This is a genomic window from Serratia bockelmannii, assembly GCF_008011855.1.
Lineage (GTDB): Bacteria > Pseudomonadota > Gammaproteobacteria > Enterobacterales > Enterobacteriaceae > Serratia > Serratia bockelmannii.
Map to the genome: position 1 here is coordinate 492919 of NZ_VOUX01000002.1, position 17666 is coordinate 510584.

At 61.3% G+C, this 17666-nt stretch carries 15 protein-coding genes and 3 tRNA genes; 9 read left to right on the top strand and 9 right to left on the bottom strand.

The features are described 5' to 3' along the window. Positions 1-2: 2 nt before the first annotated feature. From amiB to nnr, 3 genes are read right to left on the bottom strand one after another with little or no spacing between them, the layout of a single operon-like run. Positions 3-1814, bottom strand: coding sequence for an N-acetylmuramoyl-L-alanine amidase AmiB (gene amiB, locus FOT55_RS04410; RefSeq protein WP_147823157.1), 1812 nt, complete (start codon positions 1812-1814; stop codon positions 3-5). Between the two features lie 7 nt (positions 1815-1821). Next, the gene (gene tsaE, locus FOT55_RS04415) at positions 1822-2292 is read right to left on the bottom strand and encodes a tRNA (adenosine(37)-N6)-threonylcarbamoyltransferase complex ATPase subunit type 1 TsaE (protein WP_025305017.1); all 471 of its coding nucleotides are present in this window, start codon (positions 2290-2292) and stop codon (positions 1822-1824) included. Between the two features lie 10 nt (positions 2293-2302). Continuing rightward, the gene (nnr, locus tag FOT55_RS04420) at positions 2303-3817 is read right to left on the bottom strand and encodes a bifunctional ADP-dependent NAD(P)H-hydrate dehydratase/NAD(P)H-hydrate epimerase (protein ID WP_147823158.1); all 1515 of its coding nucleotides are present in this window, start codon (positions 3815-3817) and stop codon (positions 2303-2305) included. Between nnr and queG the strand changes: the two genes are divergently transcribed. Then, on the top strand, positions 3816-4955 hold the full coding sequence (queG, locus tag FOT55_RS04425) for a tRNA epoxyqueuosine(34) reductase QueG (RefSeq protein WP_025305015.1): 1140 nt from the start codon (positions 3816-3818) through the stop codon (positions 4953-4955). The genes nnr and queG overlap by 2 nt on opposite strands. A 311-nt stretch (positions 4956-5266) precedes the next feature. Here the strand turns inward: queG and FOT55_RS04430 are convergent. From FOT55_RS04430 to orn, 4 genes are all read right to left on the bottom strand, one after another. Then, positions 5267-5342 (bottom strand) — tRNA-Gly (locus tag FOT55_RS04430). Between the two features lie 54 nt (positions 5343-5396). Continuing rightward, positions 5397-5472: transfer RNA gene (locus FOT55_RS04435), tRNA-Gly, on the bottom strand. Between the two features lie 66 nt (positions 5473-5538). Continuing rightward, positions 5539-5614 (bottom strand) — tRNA-Gly (locus FOT55_RS04440). 192 nt (positions 5615-5806) lie between these two features. Next, positions 5807-6352 (bottom strand): oligoribonuclease, encoded by a 546-nt coding sequence (gene orn, locus FOT55_RS04445; protein WP_004929689.1) that lies wholly within the window; start codon positions 6350-6352, stop codon positions 5807-5809. Positions 6353-6597: 245 nt separating this feature from the next. Here orn and rsgA point away from each other — a divergent pair, with 245 nt between their 5' ends. The 3 genes from rsgA (at position 6598) to mscM (ending at position 11978) form a co-directional block, all read left to right on the top strand. Further along, positions 6598-7647, top strand: a complete 1050-nt coding sequence (rsgA, locus tag FOT55_RS04450) for a small ribosomal subunit biogenesis GTPase RsgA (RefSeq protein WP_004929686.1) — start codon at positions 6598-6600, stop codon at positions 7645-7647. 76 nt (positions 7648-7723) lie between these two features. Beyond that, positions 7724-8617, top strand: a complete 894-nt coding sequence (asd, locus tag FOT55_RS04455; protein WP_060448253.1) for an archaetidylserine decarboxylase — start codon at positions 7724-7726, stop codon at positions 8615-8617. Positions 8618-8630: 13 nt separating this feature from the next. Then, positions 8631-11978, top strand: a complete 3348-nt coding sequence (gene mscM / locus FOT55_RS04460) for a miniconductance mechanosensitive channel MscM (RefSeq protein ID WP_049205242.1) — start codon at positions 8631-8633, stop codon at positions 11976-11978. Positions 11979-12045: 67 nt separating this feature from the next. On the opposite strand, the gene epmA is transcribed toward mscM, so the two are convergent. After that, positions 12046-13023, bottom strand: coding sequence for an elongation factor P--(R)-beta-lysine ligase (gene epmA / locus FOT55_RS04465; RefSeq protein WP_025305012.1), 978 nt, complete (start codon positions 13021-13023; stop codon positions 12046-12048). Positions 13024-13408: 385 nt separating this feature from the next. On the opposite strand from epmA, the gene frdA reads away from it, so the two are divergent. From frdA to blc, 5 genes are all read left to right on the top strand, one after another. Further along, positions 13409-15205, top strand: a complete 1797-nt coding sequence (frdA, locus tag FOT55_RS04470; RefSeq protein ID WP_049209616.1) for a fumarate reductase (quinol) flavoprotein subunit — start codon at positions 13409-13411, stop codon at positions 15203-15205. Continuing rightward, positions 15198-15932, top strand: a complete 735-nt coding sequence (locus tag FOT55_RS04475) for a succinate dehydrogenase/fumarate reductase iron-sulfur subunit (RefSeq protein WP_004929676.1) — start codon at positions 15198-15200, stop codon at positions 15930-15932. Before frdA ends, FOT55_RS04475 begins: the two co-directional genes overlap by 8 nt. A gap of 14 nt (positions 15933-15946) precedes the next feature. Beyond that, entirely contained in the window at positions 15947-16339 is a 393-nt protein-coding gene (frdC, locus tag FOT55_RS04480; RefSeq protein WP_025305010.1) for a fumarate reductase subunit FrdC, read from the top strand. A 12-nt stretch (positions 16340-16351) separates the two neighbouring features. Beyond that, positions 16352-16711: a fumarate reductase subunit FrdD gene (frdD, locus tag FOT55_RS04485; protein ID WP_004929672.1), complete on the top strand. Its 360-nt coding sequence runs from the start codon at positions 16352-16354 to the stop codon at positions 16709-16711. An 84-nt stretch (positions 16712-16795) separates the two neighbouring features. Then, positions 16796-17329 carry an outer membrane lipoprotein Blc gene (gene blc / locus FOT55_RS04490; RefSeq protein ID WP_142591004.1) on the top strand — a complete coding sequence of 178 codons (534 nt, stop codon included), beginning with the start codon at positions 16796-16798 and terminating at the stop codon, positions 17327-17329. Here the strand turns inward: blc and sugE are convergent. Next, entirely contained in the window at positions 17323-17640 is a 318-nt protein-coding gene (gene sugE, locus FOT55_RS04495) for a quaternary ammonium compound efflux SMR transporter SugE (RefSeq protein ID WP_004929669.1), read from the bottom strand. The genes blc and sugE overlap by 7 nt on opposite strands. Between the last annotated feature and the right edge of the window lie 26 nt (positions 17641-17666).

The following is a 17666-nucleotide window of genomic DNA, read 5'->3' on the forward strand; positions in this document are numbered from 1 at the left end:
CGCTAGGCCTGCGGAATGGTCAGCGTCCGGTCCAGCGGCGCGACGTCCGACTTCAGATTATTGACCCGTTTCAGATCGCCGACGCTGACCCCATAACGAGAAGCGATAGAGGACAGCGTGTCCCCGCGGGCCACTTTATGTTTAGACGGCTTCTTCGCCGGCGTTTTCGCCTTGGCGACGGCGGTGACGGCGGCGGTTTTCCCCGCCGGCACCTTCAGACGTTGCCCGACCCACACGCCGTCTTTTTTCAGTTTGTTCAGATCCCGCAGCGCCGCCATGGTCGTGCCGTAGCTGTCGGCGATGCCGGACAGCGTCTCCGCCCGTTTCACCACATGGATCTGAGTCTTGCCGCTTACGCTGCGGCTCGCGCCGGCCGAGCTCACGATAGGCTCCGGCTGGCGCACGTCTGGTGTTGAGGTGTTAACCGCCGCTGCGACGTCCAGCGGTCGGTTTTCCACCTTTGGGTCGGCTTGCAGCGGATGCGCCAGGAAGTAGCTGCGCAGGCCGTTATGAATGGCCTTGGCAATCTTCTCCTGATACGCGCTACTGCCCAGCAGCCGCTCCTCCGTGCTATTACTGATAAATCCGGTTTCCACCAGCAGCGAGGGAATATCCGGCGAACGCAATACACCCAGGCTGGCGTGTTCCGGCCGGCGTTTATGCAACGATCCGACGCTCTGCAACTGCTGCAGCACCTTCACCGCCACATCGTACCCGACGCGTTGCGAGTGGCCGAACTGCAGGTCCAGCACCGCCTGGCTCAGATAAGGATCGGCCTGGCTGTTGGCCAGCAAATCGCCGGCGCCGCCGAGCAACTCAGACTGCTTCTCATGCTGTTCGAGCCAGCCGGCCATTTCGCTGTTGGCGCGGCGATTGGACAGCACCCAGACGGAAGCCCCGCTGGCGCTGCGGTTCGGCGCGGCGTCGGCGTGGATGGAGACCAGCACGTTGGCACCCTGTTTACGCGCAACGTCGGAACGCCCCATCACCGAGATGAAATAGTCGCCGTTACGCGTCAGCACCGGTTTGAACTGCGGATCGGCGTCCAGCATCGCCTGCAGGCGGCGCGCGATGGCGATGGTGACATTCTTTTCTTTCAGCCCGCTCGGGCCAATGGCGCCCGGATCCTGGCCACCGTGGCCGGCGTCGATCGCTACCACCACCCGATCGCCGGAACCGGCGGAAACGCGGCTACTGCGCGGCGTCACCTCGGTGGCGGTGCCTGCAACCACGGTCTGTTTATGGGTAAACGGATTCGATCCCGTCGGCGCTTTGCGCAGCGGCGGCTCCGGCGCTTCACGCACCGCGACCGGCGCCTGGCGCGGTGGCTGGCTGACCGTGACGGGTGCCTGACGCGGCGTTGGATTGACCGCAACCGGCGCTTTACGCACTACGGTATTGGCACTGCCTTCGGCCGTGATAGTGAACACTACGGTGTGCACGCCGCCGTTCTGGCGGGTGGCGACGCGGGTTTTGGCGCGCTGCGTCAGATCAAACACCAAACGCACGCTCTGAGCGTCTTTCGGCGCGCTGGAGCGAATGCTCTTCACCAGGTTTTGGCCGCTGAAATTGAGCGGCAGGCCGCCGACCTTGCCTTTCTGGTTGACGTCAAGCACCACGCGCTCCGGGCCGTGCAGCGGGAAAAACGCGTAGTCCGGCGGACCATTGAAGCTCACCGACACCGTCGCTTCGCGTTGGGCGTTGGACACTTTGATATCGGACAGCGAGGACGCCGCCAGCGCGTTCAACGCGCCGAGCGGCCCCAGCACGGCGATCAGCATGATGACCGCAAATTTTTTCAACACATGCGTCATTGCAGCATCATCCCTGTGATCCATGAATGCGGTCTAACAGCTGGCTGCCGTATGCGGAAATCGCCTCGATCTTCGCCTCTCGCCCCTCGCCCTGATAGCTGAGGTGCAGCGCCAGATCCGGCTCCGGCAGCACGCCAGTGCCCTGCTGCGGCCATTCGACCAGGCAGATGGCGTCTTGCGCGAAGTAATCGCGAATGCCCATAAATTCAAGCTCTTCCGGATCGGCCAGGCGATACAGATCGAAGTGATACACCGCCAGCGGCTGCAAGGCATAGGGTTCCACCAGCGTGTAGGTTGGGCTTTTGACGTTGCCCTGATGCCCCAACGCCTGCAGGAAACCACGGCTGAAGGTGGTTTTACCGGCGCCCAGGTCGCCGTAGAGATAGATGACGCTGGCGCGATCGCAGGCCTTGGCCAAAGTGGTGCCCAAAGCGACAGTCGCTGCCTCGTCCGGCAGAGGTAAAACGAGTTCTTTCATTCGATAAAGTCTATTTTGCCCACTCAGGGTTAACGAAATGAAGGATGTCCGGCAGTAAATCGGTCGCCAACATGCCTCTTGTTCCTTGTCTTTCCGCTACGCGATCGCCGGCCGCGCCGTGTACGACGCAGCCCGCACAGGCGGCATCATACAGCGAGAGCTTTTGCGCCAGCAAACCGCCGATGATGCCCGACAGCACATCGCCCATGCCGCCGGAGGCCATGCCGGCGTTGCCGACGTCGGCGATCGCCATCTGCCCCTGCTCATCGGCGATCAGCGTACCGGCGCCTTTTAGCACCGCCACGCCGCCGTAGCGTGCCGTCAGCTTGCGCACGGCAAGTAAGCGATCACTCTCGATGTCGACAGTGCTGCAGCTCAACAGCCGCGCAGCCTCTCCAGGATGCGGAGTCATCACGCGATTCTGCCGTTTCTCGGGATTTAATGCCAGCAAGTTCAGCGCATCGGCGTCCCACAAGGCCGGTTTATCGCTGGTTTGCAGCACGTTCAAGGCATTTTTGCCCCACTCAGCCTGGCCAAGCCCCGGACCGATCACCAGCACATCCGCCCATTGCATCGCCTGCCGCAAGGTCGTCTCGTCCAGCGCCTGCGCCATCAACTCCGGCCTGGCCGCCAGCAGCGGCGCGACGTGCTCAATGTGAGTAAGCACTCGCACCAATCCAGCCCCGCTGCGCAGCGCCGCTTCCGCCGCCATGCGAATGGCGCCGCCGAATCCGCGGTCGCCGCCCACCAGCAGCAGACGGCCATGCTCGCCCTTATGGGCGCAGGGGCGCCGCGGATGCAGCCAGCGCGGCAACGCCTCGGCGGTAAGCCGCTGAATCTGTTCCGGTTGCTTCGCCAGCCAATCCGATAAGCCTAGCGTATTCTGATGAAGTTGCCCGACCCAGTCGCGCGCCTGCCCGGTCAGCAAACCCGGCTTGAGGCCAATGAACGTGATGGTGTGCGCGGCACGCACGACCGGACCCGGCGTCGCGCCACTTTCCGCCAGCAGGCCGGACGGGATATCGAGCGCCACCACCGGCGCCGAATGGCGGTTGACGGCCTCGATCAGCGCGTCGTAGGGCGCACGCGGCGCGCTGCCGAGGCCTGTGCCTAGCAGGCCATCAATGATGAGCGAAACAGACGCCGGCCAGCGGCTGTTCGCCGGCAGAATGTCGCCGCCGGCAGCCAGCCAGGCCTCGCGGGCCGCTGCGGCCTCCGGCGGCAAAGGCCGCGCGCCTTCGCAGGCGATCAGCGCCACCTGCACGCCCGCCGCCTTCGCCAGGCGCGCCACCACATAGCCGTCGCCGCCGTTGTTGCCGTGGCCACAGAGCACCAGCCAGTGGTTGCAGGAGGGATAAGTGTCGCGCGCCAGAACGTAGGCCGCCTGACCGGCGCGCAGCATTAAATCGTAAAGAGAAAGACCGAGCGAGGCCGCCGCCGCGGGTTCCGAGCGACGGATCCAATCCGCAGGCCAGACAGAGTGTGGTAAACTGTCAGCGTATGCTTTTTCACTGTGGCCCGTCATGACGCACCCCCTCGATCTCCATCAACTCGCCCAACATATCAAGCAATGGGGGCAATCGCTAGGATTCCAGCAGGTTGGCATCTGCGATACCGATCTGAGCCTGGAAGAGCCGAAGCTGCAGGCCTGGCTCGACAAGCAGTACCACGGCGAGATGGAATGGATGGCGCGCCACGGCATGTTGCGCGCGCGCCCTCACGAGCTGTTGCCGGGCACGCTGCGGGTGATCAGCGTGCGCATGAACTACCTGCCGGCCAAGGCGGCGTTTGCCAGCACCCTGCAGAACCCGCAACTGGGCTACGTCAGCCGCTACGCGCTGGGGCGCGACTATCACAAGCTGTTGCGCCAGCGTCTGAAAAAGCTGGGCGATCAGATCCAGGAATACTGCGGCGAGTTGAATTTTCGCCCCTTTGTCGATTCTGCGCCGGTGATGGAGCGCGCGCTGGCCGCCAAAGCGGGCATTGGCTGGGTTGGTAAACACTCACTAATTCTCAACCGTGAAGCCGGGTCGTGGTTTTTCCTCGGCGAACTGCTGATCGACCTGCCATTGCCGGTGGATCAGCCGCAGGAAGAGCAGTGCGGCCGCTGCGTTGCCTGCATCACCACCTGCCCGACCGGCGCCATCGTCGCGCCCTACACCGTCGATGCCCGGCGCTGCATCTCCTACCTGACCATCGAGCTGGAAGGCGCGATCCCGGAAGAATTCCGTCCGCTGCTCGGCAACCGCATCTACGGCTGCGACGACTGCCAGCTGATTTGCCCGTGGAACCGCTTTTCTCAGCTCACCGACGAAGACGATTTCAGCCCCCGCGCCGCGCTGCATGCGCCGCAGCTGCTCGATCTGTTCAACTGGACGGAAGAAAAATTCCTGCGCATCACCGAAGGCTCGGCGATACGCCGCATCGGCCACCTGCGCTGGCTGCGCAATATCGCAGTGGCGCTGGGCAATGCGCCCTACGAAGACAGCATCGTGCTCGCACTGCGCACGCGTTTGGGCCAAGACGCCATGCTGGATGAACATATCCACTGGGCGCTGGCGCAACAGCTCGCTCGCCGCGAAGCGCAGGGTATCGAGGTGCAGACGGCGCAGAAAAAGCGGCTGATACGGGCTGTGGAAAAAGGTTTGCCAAGGGATGCCTGACGGCGTACGCCATTCAGGCGTATCGCCGGAAGACTCACTCTGTGGATTTGTGCATAAAAATAAAAACACGTTGTCTTTCAACTGCAACAAAAAGAGCAAGTGATCGGCATAACGTTTTGGGATAAATAAATAAGCATACAAATCAAATAGATAAATATTTAATTTGTATGACGTTGATTTTTCAGGCAGGCGAGTTTATGTACAGAGGCTGTGGATAACTCTGTTTACAACATTTTTACCAGGCGTGTAAAACGGGACAAAAACCCGCGCCGGATAAGGCGTTGGATTTGAGTTTGAAACGAAGAGAAAATTGGAGCGGGAAACGAGACTCGAACTCGCGACCCCGACCTTGGCAAGGTCGTGCTCTACCAACTGAGCTATTCCCGCATTGAGATGCTTTTGGCATCCGGCCACCAAATACTGGCGTGACCTTTGAATTTTTGGAGCGGGAAACGAGGCTCGAACTCGCGACCTCAACCTTGGCAAGGTTGCGCTCTACCAACTGAGCTATTCCCGCGTCGCATAGGTACTGCTTGATACTGCTTTATTTACTCATCATGCCGCATCGCGACATTGTTGAATTTGGAGCGGGAAACGAGACTCGAACTCGCGACCCCGACCTTGGCAAGGTCGTGCTCTACCAACTGAGCTATTCCCGCCCGGCGTATCGATGGTGGAACGTTACGAAATTCTTCATCGGTACGGGGTGCGCATTATACGAGAAATCCTTTTTGTCGCAAGCCCCTGAAAGCAAAAAAACGCGATTTTTGTTTGATTGCCGATTAAAGCGCCAGATTGGCGAATTAAGCGGCTAAAAACGGCGTTTTTTCCCCGCAGGGGCCGTCATCGCCTTAAAGCTGAATGAAATGTTCGCGGTAATAAGCCAGTTCGGCCACCGATTCACGGATGTCATCCAGCGCCTGATGGGTGCCCTGCTTCTTAAAGCCGCCGAGAATTTCAGGCTTCCAACGGCGCGCCAGCTCCTTCAGCGTGCTGACGTCCAGATAGCGGTAATGGAAGTAGGCCTCCAGCTCCGGCATATAACGGAACAAGAAACGGCGATCCTGGCCCACGCTGTTGCCGCAGATCGGCGATTTGCCGGCCGGTACCCACTGCTGCAGGAAGGCTATCGTTTCCAGCTCAGCGGCGCGATCGTCCTGGCGGCTGGCTTTCACCCGCTCCACCAGCCCGCTGCCGGTATGGGTGCGCACGTTCCACTCGTCCATCAAGGCCAGCTGCTCGTCGGATTGGTGCACGGCGATCACCGGCCCTTCCGCCAGGATGTTCAGGTTGGCGTCGGTGACCAGCGTGGCGATCTCGATAATGCGGTCACGCTCGGGATCCAGCCCGGTCATCTCCAAATCGATCCAAATCAGGTTATTTTCGTTTCCTGTCATGATGTTTCCTGCCTAAAAGCCGAGAGAAAAACGCTGTGCGGACGAGACGACGGGCGCCGCCGGTGGCAACGCGCCGCAGCCGGCGGCTAACAACGGTTATTTAATATAAAATAGCGTGTATCATAGTCTTTTTGGTCGCCATCGGCGACATATACCCTGACGGGTTCAAGGCTGCGCCCGGGGCTAGTCCCTCGCCGCAGCTGTGCGTATACGTAAAGGTATAAAACCGATTCAAGTGAGGCGCAGTGAGTAAGAACAAACTGTCCAAAGGTCAGCAACGCCGCGTGCAGGCGAACCATCAGCGCCGTCTGAAACGCGCTGATAACAAACCGGAACCGGATGATTCCCAGCTGGGCGAGCCGCAGGAAGGCGTCGTCATCAGCCGTTTCGGCATGCACGCCGACGTTGAGGCGCCGGATGGCACTCAGCACCGCTGCAATATCCGCCGCACGCTGCGTTCGCTGGTCACCGGCGATCGCGTGGTGTGGCGCCCCGGCCTGGGCACCCATGAAGGGGTAAAAGGCATTGTGGAAGCGGTACACGAGCGCACCTCGGTGCTGACGCGCCCGGACTTCTACGACGGCGTGAAACCGATCGCCGCCAATATCAATCAGATCGTCATCGTGTCGGCGATCCTGCCCGAGCTGTCGCTGAACATCATCGACCGCTATCTGGTGGCCTGCGAAACGCTCGAAGTCGAGCCGCTGATCGTGCTCAACAAAATTGACCTGCTGGACGCCGAAGCGCGCAAGCTGGTCGACGGCATGATGGATATCTATCGCAAGATTGGCTACCGGGTGCTGGAAGTCTCCAGCCAGACGCGGGAAGGCATGGCGGAATTCGAACAGGCGCTCGCCGGGCGCATCAGCATCTTCGCCGGCCAGTCGGGAGTCGGCAAGTCCAGCCTGCTGAACGCGCTGCTGCCGCCGTCTGAAGAGCAAATTCTGGTAAATCAGGTTTCCGACGTCTCGGGCCTCGGTCAACATACCACCACCGCCGCGCGGCTGTACCATTTCCAGCACGGTGGCGACGTGATCGACTCCCCGGGGGTGCGCGAGTTTGGCCTGTGGCACCTGGAGCCGGAACAAATCACCCGCGGCTTTGTCGAATTCCGTGATTATTTAGGCGGTTGCAAATTCCGCGACTGCCGCCACGATACCGATCCCGGCTGCGCCATCCGCGCGGCGATGGAGAAAGGCGATATCGCGGAAGAGCGTTTCGACAACTATCACCGCATTCTGGAAAGCATGGCTCAGGTGAAGGTTCGCAAGAACTTCACGGACGCCGCAGACTGACACTGACGGGCGAGCATTGACGACGGCGAGGCCCTCGTTACAATGCGCGCCCTTTACCCTGATTCACGAGGTTAACGTGCTGGATAGCATCAAGATTAAACTGCAATATTGGCTACCGAAGCTGGCGCTGACCCGCCTGGCGGGCTGGGGCGCCGACAAACAGGCAGGCTGGCTGACCCAACTGGTGGTCAAAACCTTCGCCCGCTACTACCGCGTGGACATGCAGGAAGCGCAAAACCCGGACCTGACGTCTTACGCCACCTTCAACGACTTCTTCGTGCGCCCGCTGCGCGATGGCGCGCGCCCGATCATCGCCGACGCCAACTGGCTGGCGCTGCCTGCCGATGGCGCCATCAGCCAGCTCGGCCCGATCCGCGAGGATCAAATCTTCCAGGCCAAAGGCCACCACTACAGCCTGGAGGCACTGCTGGCCGGCAACTACCTGTTGGCCGAGCCGTTCCGCAACGGCCTGTTCGCCACTACCTATCTGGCGCCGCGCGATTACCACCGCGTGCACATGCCGTGCGCCGGCGTGCTGCGTGAAATGATCTATGTGCCGGGCGATCTGTTTTCGGTCAACCCGCTCACCGCCGCCAACGTGCCTAACCTGTTCGCGCGCAACGAGCGAGTGATCTGCGTGTTCGACACCGACATCGGACCGATGGTGCAAATCCTGGTCGGCGCCACCATCGTCGGTAGCATCGAAACCGTCTGGGCCGGCACCGTCACACCGCCGCGCGAAGGCATCATCAAGCGCTGGACCTACCCGGCCGCCGGTGAAGAAGGCGCCATCGCGCTGGAAAAAGGCGCCGAGATGGGCCGTTTCAAACTCGGCTCCACGGTGATCAACCTGTTTACCGCAGGCAGCGTGCAGTTTGCGCCGCAGCTGCATAACGGCACCGTCACCCGCATGGGTGAGGCCTTCGCCGAAATCCCGGCCGCCGCTGAAACACCACAGACCCCGCTCTAAAGGAATCGACGCCGTGCGCCTGATCATCACGCTTTTGCTCGGTTGCCTGCTGTGGCAACCGGCGCTGGCCGCCCCCGTGCCGACCGAGAACCAGCTCAAACAGGAGCTGAAGCAGGCGGAAAGCAGCAAAAACGCCCCGAATCAGGCGGAAACCACCGAGGCGCTGCAAAGCGCCCTCAACTGGCTGACGGAGCGTAAAGAGTCGCAGACTCGCTCCGAGCAGTATCAGAGGGTGATCGACGATTTCCCTAAGATGACGCAGGAGCTGCGCCGTCAGCTGGTGCTGGAAAGCAACAAGATCCTGCCGAACGGCGACGATCTGCCGGCCGCCGAGCTGGAACAGCAGATCCTGCAAACCAGCAGCCTGCTGCTGGAACAGGCGCGCCTGCTGCAGCAAGAGCAGGATCGCACGCGGGAAATCAGCGATTCGCTCGGCCAGCTGCCGCAGCAGCAGACCGACGCCCGCCGCGCGCTGACCGAAGTGCAGCGCCGTCTGCAGGCGCAGCCCGCCAACCCGACCACCCCGTACGCGCAGGCCGCCCTGGCCCTGCTGCAGACCGAAGCCGCGGCGCGCAAAGCCAAAGTGGACGAGCTGGAGCTGGCGCAGCTGTCGGCCAACAACCGTCAGGAGCTGGCGCGCATGCGCGCCGAGGTCTATAAAAAGCGCCACGAGAAAATAGACGTTCAGCTGCAGGCGCTGCGCAACAACCTCAACGCCCAGCGCCAACGCGAAGCGGAACTGGCGCTGGAAAAAACCGAGCAGCTGGCCGAGCAGAACGGCGACTTGCCAAAAAGCCTCAGCCAACAGCTGCAGATCAACCGCGAACTGTCCGCCGCGCTGAACAGCCAGGCGCAGCGCATGGATCTGATTTCATCGCAGCAGCGGCAGGCGGCGGCGCAGACGCTGCAGGTGCGCCAGGCGCTGAGCACCATCATCGAACAGGCCCAGTGGCTCGGCTCGTCGTCGGCGTTAGGGGAAACCCTGCGCGCCCAGGTGGCAACGCTGCCGGAAATGCCCAAGCCGCAACAGCTGGACGGCGACATGGCCCAGCTGCGCGTGCAGCGCCTGCAGTTTGAAAATCAACTGGAAAAACTGTCGCAGCGCGAATTCAAACGCGACGACGGCAGCGCGCTGACCAACCAGGAGCAGCGCATCGTCGATGCTCAGCTGCGCACCCAGCGCGAACTGCTCAACTCGTTGCTGTCCGGTTGCGACACCCAAATCCTCGAGCTGACCAAGCTGAAGGTGGCCAACACCCAGCTGATCGAAGCGTTGAACGAGATCCGCGACGCCACCCACCGCTATCTGTTCTGGGTGCCGGACGTTAATCCGATCAACTTTTCCTACCCGCTCAACGTGGCACACGATCTGACCCGCGTCCTGTCGCTGGACACGCTGTCGCAGCTCGGCGGCGCCTTCATGATGATGGTGACCAGCCGCGAAACGCTGATCCCGATCTTCGGCGCCCTGCTGCTGGTGATTTTCAGCATCAGTTCGCGCAAGCACTATCACGCCTTCCTCGAGCGCGCCAGCAGCCGCGTCGGCAAGGTGACGCAGGACGAATTCTTCCTGACGGTGCGCACCGTATTCTGGTCGATTCTGGTGGCGATGCCGCTGCCAGTGCTGTGGGCCGCGCTCGGTTACGGCCTGCAGAGCGCCTGGAACTACCCGGTGGCGGAAGCGATCGGCAAAGGGGTGACCGCCACGCTGCCGATCCTGTGGATCTGCATGATCTGCGCCGCCTTCGCCCACCCTCAGGGGCTGTTCATCGTGCACTTCCGCTGGCCGGCGAAGCAGGTTTCGCGCGCCATGCGCTACTACAAGATGTCGATCTGGCTGATCGTGCCGCTGATCATGGCGCTGATCACTTTCGATAGCCTGAAAGAACGCGAGTTCGCCAACACGCTGGGACGGCTGTGCTTCATCCTGCTGTGTCTGGCGCTGGCGCTGGTCACCCACAGCCTGAAGCGCGCCGGTATCCCGCTGTATCTGGATAAAAACGGCTCCGGCGACAACATGCTCAACAGCGCCTTCTGGGGGCTGCTGCTGTCGGCGCCGCTGTTGGCGGCACTGGCCTCGACCGTCGGTTACCTCACCACCGCGCAGGCGCTGTTGGCGCGCCTGGAAACCTCGGTGGCGATCTGGTTCCTGCTGCTGGTCATCTACCACATCATCCGCCGCTGGATGCTGATCCAACGGCGGCGCATCGCCTTCGATCGCGCCAAACAGCGCCGCGCCGACATCCTGGCCCAGCGCGCCCGCGGCGAAGACGAAACCTCGCACACCCCGAACAGCACTGAAGGCGCCATCGATCCGGACGATTCGGACTTCGATCTGGACACCATCAGCGCCCAGTCGCTGCGGCTGGTGCGCTCGATCCTGACGCTGATCGCGCTGGTGTCGGTGATCGTGCTGTGGTCGGAGATCCACTCCGCGTTCGCCTTCCTGGAAAACATCTCGCTGTGGGACGTGACCTCGACGGTGAACGGCGTGGAAACCGCCCATCCAATCACTCTCGGCGCGGTTCTGATCGCCATTCTGGTGTTGATCATCACCATGCAGCTGGTGCGCAACCTGCCGGCGCTGCTGGAGTTGGCAGTGCTGCAGCACCTGGATCTGACGCCGGGCACCGGCTACGCCATTACCACCATCACCAAGTACCTGTTGCTGGTGTTCGGCGCGGTGCTCAGCTTCGCCTGGATCGGCATCGAATGGTCGAAACTGCAGTGGGTGGTTACCGCGCTCAGTCTGGGGTTGGGCTTCGGCATGCAGGAGATCTTCTCCAACTTCATCTCCGGCCTGATCATCCTGTTCGAGAAACCGATCCGCATCGGCGACACCGTGACGATCCGCAACCTGACCGGTACCGTCACCAAGATCAACACCCGCGCCACCACCATCTCGGACTGGGACCGCAAAGAGATCATCGTGCCGAACAAAGCCTTCATCACCGAACAGTTCGTCAACTGGTCGCTGTCCGACACCCTGACCCGTGTGGTGCTGACCGTACCGGCGCCGGGCGAAGCCAACAGCGAAGAAGTGACCAAGATCCTGATGAACGCCGCCGAGCGCTGCTCGCTGGTGCTGGATAACCCGGCGCCGGAGGTTTACCTGGTTGATCTGCAACAGGGCATCCAGATCTTCGAGATGCGTATTTACGCCGCCGAGATGGGCCACCGTATGCCGCTGCGTCACGAGATCCACCAGTTGATCTTGGCGGGCTACCGCGAGCACGGCATCACGCTGCCGTACCCGCCGTTCCAGGTGCGCACCGAGACGCTGTCGCGGTTGACCAACAACGGCCGTACGCCGCCGTCCACGCCGGCGCCGAACACCAAGCGCGACGCCGGGGGGCTGTAAGCGTTTCTCGCGATAAAAAAAGGGCCGGCAAATGCCGGCCTTTTTTGCTTTTCTTACCGCCTGAAACTCAGGCGATCCCGACTGGGAAGGCTAATACTTCGCTCAGGCTCTCGGCGCCCAGCGCCAGCATCACCAGGCGATCCACGCCCAGCGCCACGCCGGAGCATTCCGGCATGCCGTGCTGCAACGCCGCCAACAGGTTGTAGTCGATCGGCTGCTGCGGCAGGCCGCGCTCCGCACGTTTGCGGTTGTCCTGCTCGAAGCGCTGCTGTTGTTCACGGCCGTCGGTCAGCTCGCGGAAACCGTTCGCCAGCTCAATGCCCTTGAAATACACCTCGAAACGCTCCGCCACGCGGTGGTCTTCGGTGCTGATCTCCGCCAGCGCCGCCTGGCTGGCCGGGAAGTGGTACACGAACGCCGGTTTTTCACGGCCGATATGCGGCTCCACGCCCACGGTGAACAGCAGCTGCAACAACGTATCACGGTCTTCTTCGGTATCGGCGATGTTGCTCAGATCGAGTTTGGCTGCCGCTTCACGCAGCTGCGCCTTCTCCGCCGACAGCGGATCGATGTCCAGATGGCGCAGGAACGCCTGCTGATAGGACAGGGTCTCCGCGCTCTCGCAGTCCAGCACCTGTTGCAGCAGATCGTCCACCTCGTTCATCAGGCGGTACATGTCGTAGTGCGGACGGTACCACTCCAGCATGGTGAATTCCGGGTTGTGATGCCGCCCGGCTTCTTCATTGCGGAAGCTGCGCCCCATTTGGTAGATCGGGCCGCTGCCCGCCGCCAACAGGCGCTTCATGTGATATTCCGGGCTGGTCATCATGTATAGCGTCAGGCCCTCTGCCGCCCCCGGCCCGACGAAACGCGTCTCGAACGGGAACAGGTGAACGTCGGTGACCGTCGCCTGGCTCATGGTGGGCGTCTCAACTTCCAGCACGCCACGATCGGCGAAGAAACGCCGGATCTCAGCCAGAATCGCTGCGCGTTTCAACAAATTGGCGATGGGTGCACTAGGCTGCCAGCTTGCCGTTTCGCTCATGGTAATTAACTCCGAAATCAAACAGGGGATGCAGTCTACTCGCATCCTTGCAGCCAAACAAATTCTTCACGATGCACAACCGTCCATAACGCCAATTTCCGATAAATGGGCGGCAAAAGCGCGTTAAAAAGGGTAAAGCAGGCCAAACGCGCAAAAAAACAGGCAAGCCTGTTGGTCGAGCGTTAATCGACAAAACAATCGATCACATCAAATTTCGACTACTTAACTTTAGGTATAGTTAATTCCCCATTATTGGTGGGAGATATCTATCCTTAACCTTTAAGCAACATTAATCGGTTCAATTAGTTAGCAACCGAAGAGTTCGCTAAATTTTAAGCATAGATATTTAACTTGCCGTTCTTAACAAGAACATTGGAGGAATGCAGTGCAAACCTTTAACGCCGATCTTGCCATTATTGGGGCCGGGGGCGCTGGTTTACGTGCAGCAATAGCCGCAGCGGAAGCCAATCCCCAACTGAAAATCGCGCTGATCTCTAAGGTCTATCCGATGCGCAGCCACACGGTCGCCGCTGAGGGGGGCTCCGCCGCCGTCACCCAGGATCACGATACCTTCGACTACCACTTCAACGACACCGTCGCCGGCGGCGACTGGTTGTGCGAGCAGGACGTGGTCGATCACTTCGTGCATCAGTGCCCGCGCGAGATGACCCAGCTTGAGCAATGGGGCTGCCCGTGGAGCCGCAAACCGGACGGGTCGGTCAACGTGCGGCGCTTCGGCGGCATGAAGATCGAACGCACCTGGTTCGCCGCCGACAAGACCGGCTTCCACATGCTGCACACCCTGTTCCAAACCTCGCTGAAATACCCGCAGATCCAACGCTTCGACGAGCACTTCGTGCTGGATATCCTGGTGGATGACGGCCAGGCGCGCGGCCTGGTGGCGCTCAACATGATGGAAGGCACCCGCGTGCAGATCCGCGCCAACGCGGTGGTGATGGCCACCGGCGGCGCCGGGCGCGTTTATCGCTACAACACCAACGGGGGCATCGTTACCGGCGACGGCATGGGCATGGCGTTCCACCACGGCGTACCGCTGCGCGACATGGAGTTCGTGCAGTATCATCCGACCGGCCTGCCCGGTTCCGGCATCCTGATGACCGAGGGCTGTCGCGGCGAAGGTGGCATCCTGGTGAACAAAGACGGCTACCGTTACCTGCAAGACTACGGCATGGGTCCGGAAACCCCGCTGGGCGAGCCGAAGAACAAATACATGGAGCTGGGCCCGCGCGATAAAGTGTCCCAGGCCTTCTGGCATGAATGGCGCGCCGGCCGCACCATCGCCACCCCACGCGGCGACGTGGTCTACCTCGATCTGCGCCACCTGGGCGAGAAAAAGCTGCTGGAGCGGCTGCCGTTCATCTGCGAACTGGCCAAGGCCTACGTCGGCGTCGATCCGGTGAAAGATCCGATCCCGGTGCGCCCTACCGCGCACTACACCATGGGCGGCATTGAAACCGACCAGAACTGTGAAACCCGCATCAAGGGGCTGTTCGCGGTCGGCGAGTGCTCCTCCGTCGGCCTGCACGGCGCCAACCGCCTCGGCTCCAACTCGCTGGCGGAACTGGTGGTGTTCGGCCGCGTCGCCGGTGAACACGCCGCGCGCCGCGCGCTCGAGACCGCGCCGGCCAACGGCAGCGCGCTGGATGCGCAAACCCGCGACGTCGAAACCCGCCTGAGCAACCTGATGAAGCAGGAAGGCAACGAAAACTGGGCGAAGATCCGCGACGAAATGGGGCTGTCGATGGAAGAAGGCTGCGGCATTTACCGCACGCCGGAGCTGATGCAAAAAACCATCGATAAGCTGGCCGAGCTGAAAGAGCGTTTCAAGCGCGTCAACATCACCGACAACACCAGCGTCTTCAATACCGATCTGCTGTACACCATCGAGCTGGGCTATGGCCTGGACGTCGCCGAATGCATGGCGCACTCCGCGTTTAACCGCAAAGAGTCGCGCGGCGCCCACCAGCGCCTGGACGAAGGCTGCACCGAGCGTGACGACGTCAACTTCCTCAAGCATACGCTGGCGTTCCATAACCCGCAGGGCGCGCCGCGTCTCGAATACAGCGACGTGAAAATCACCAAGCTGCCGCCGGCCAAACGCGTCTACGGCGCAGAAGCCGAAGCGCAGGAGAAAAAGAATAAGGAGCAGGCAAATGGCTGAGATGCAAACCCTGAAGATCGACGTCATGCGCTATAACCCGGAAAGCGACGCCGAGCCGCATTTCGTCACTTACGCCGTGCCTTACGACGAACAGACCTCGTTGCTCGATGCACTGGGCTACATCAAGGATAACCTGGCGCCGGACCTCTCCTACCGCTGGTCTTGCCGCATGGCGATCTGCGGCTCCTGCGGCATGATGGTCAACCGCGTGCCGAAGTTGGCGTGCAAAACCTTCCTGCGCGACTACGTCGGCGGCATGAAGGTTGAAGCGCTGGGCAACTTCCCGATCGAGCGCGATCTGGTGGTCGACATGACCCACTTCATCGAAAGCCTGGAGGCGATCAAACCGTACATCATCGGCAACGATCGCAAACCGGAGGATGGCCCAAACGTGCAGACGCCGGCGCAGATGGCCAAATACCACCAGTTCTCCGGCTGCATCAACTGCGGCCTGTGCTACGCGGCATGCCCGCAGTTCGGCCTCAACCCCGAGTTTATCGGCCCGGCGGCGATCACGCTGGCGCACCGTTATAACCTGGACAACCGCGACCACGGCAAGAAACAGCGCATGCCGCAGCTCAACGGCCAAAACGGCGTCTGGAGCTGCACCTTCGTCGGCTATTGCTCCGAAGTCTGTCCGAAACACGTCGATCCCGCCGCCGCTATCCAGCAAGGCAAGGTGGAGAGCGCCAAGGACTTCATGATCGCCATGCTGAAGCCGCAATAAGGGAGAAAATTGCCATGACAACTCAACGTAAGCCCTATGTGCGCACCATGACGCCCACCTGGTGGCAAAAGCTCGGCTTCTACCGTTTCTACATGCTGCGCGAAGGCACCTCGGTGCTGGCGGTCTGGTTCAGCATCGTGCTGCTCTACGGCGTGTTCGCGCTGAAGGGCGGCGCCGAGAGCTGGGCCGGCTTCGTCGGTTTCTTGCAGAATCCGCTGGTGCTGTTAATCAACGTCGTCGCATTGCTGGCGGCGGCGCTGCACACCAAAACCTGGTTCGATCTGGCGCCGAAGGCCGCCAATATCGTGGTCAACAGCGAGAAAATGGGACCGGGCCCCATCGTGAAAGGGCTGTGGGCCGTCACGATCGTCGTCAGCGTGGTCATCCTGGCCGTGGCCCTGTTCTAATCCGGAGGAAACATGATAAATCAAGCACCTAAACGCTCCGATGAGCCGGTTTTCTGGGGATTGTTCGGCGCCGGCGGCATGTGGGGCGCGATCGTCGCGCCGGCTATCGTGCTGCTGGTCGGCATTCTGCTGCCGCTGGGGCTGTTCCCCGGTGAAGCGCTGGGTTACGAGCGCGTGCTGGCGTTCTGCCAGAGCCTGATCGGCCGCCTGTTCCTGCTGCTGATGATCATTCTGCCGCTGTGGTGCGGCCTGCACCGCATCCACCATGCGATGCACGATCTGAAGATCCACGTGCCGGCCGGCAAGTGGGTGTTCTACGGTCTGGCGGCAATCCTCAGCGTCGTCACCGTCATCGGCGTCGTCACTCTGTAAACCGCTCGGGTGGCCAACGCCCGTTGGCCGCCCTTTTCTCATCGGCTACACTGTCTACTCGCCCCCGGTAAACAGGAGTCACCGATGCGTTTATGGTCAAAGCTTTGCGTCATGCTTTCCGCCCTGCTCTCCGTCGCCTGCAGCGTCTCCCCGCCTAAAGACATCAAGGTCGTGACCCCCTTTGACAGCCAGCGCTATCTCGGTACCTGGTATGAGATCGCTCGTCTGGATCATCGTTTTGAACGCGGTTTGCAGCAGGTGACCGCCCATTACAGCCCGCGCGCCGACGGCGGGCTGAAAGTCATCAATCGCGGCTTCAATCCGCAAAAACAGCAATGGCAAGAAAGCGAAGGCAAAGCCTACTTTATCGGTTCACCGCAGGTCGCGGCGCTGAAAGTGTCGTTCTTCGGCCCCTTCTACGGCGGCTATAACGTGATTGCCCTGGACCCGGCGTATCGCTACGCGCTGGTTTGCGGCCCTAACCGCGACTATTTGTGGATCCTGTCGCGCACGCCGACGCTTGACGCCAGCGTACGCGACAGCTTATTGCAGACGGCCAAAGGCTACGGTTTCGCCACCGACAAGCTGATCTGGGTGCAACAGTCCGCCGATCAGTGACTGCTGAACTTCAGCCCGAGTATGCCGACCACGATCAGGCACAGGCTGATGATGCGCGCGATATTGGTCGATTCGCCCAACAGCACCATGCCCATGATGGCCGCGCCCACCGCGCCGATGCCGGTCCACACCGCATAGGCGGTGCCGGCGGGCAGCGTTTTCATGGCGTTGGCCAACAGCAACATGCTGACCACCATCGCGGCGATGGTGATGATGCTCGGCGTCAGCCGGGTAAAACCGTGGGTGTATTTCAGACCGATAGCCCAAACCACTTCGAGCAAACCGGCGATAAGCAGAATAATCCAGGCCATGAGACGGCCTCCCTACCACTGGGGTC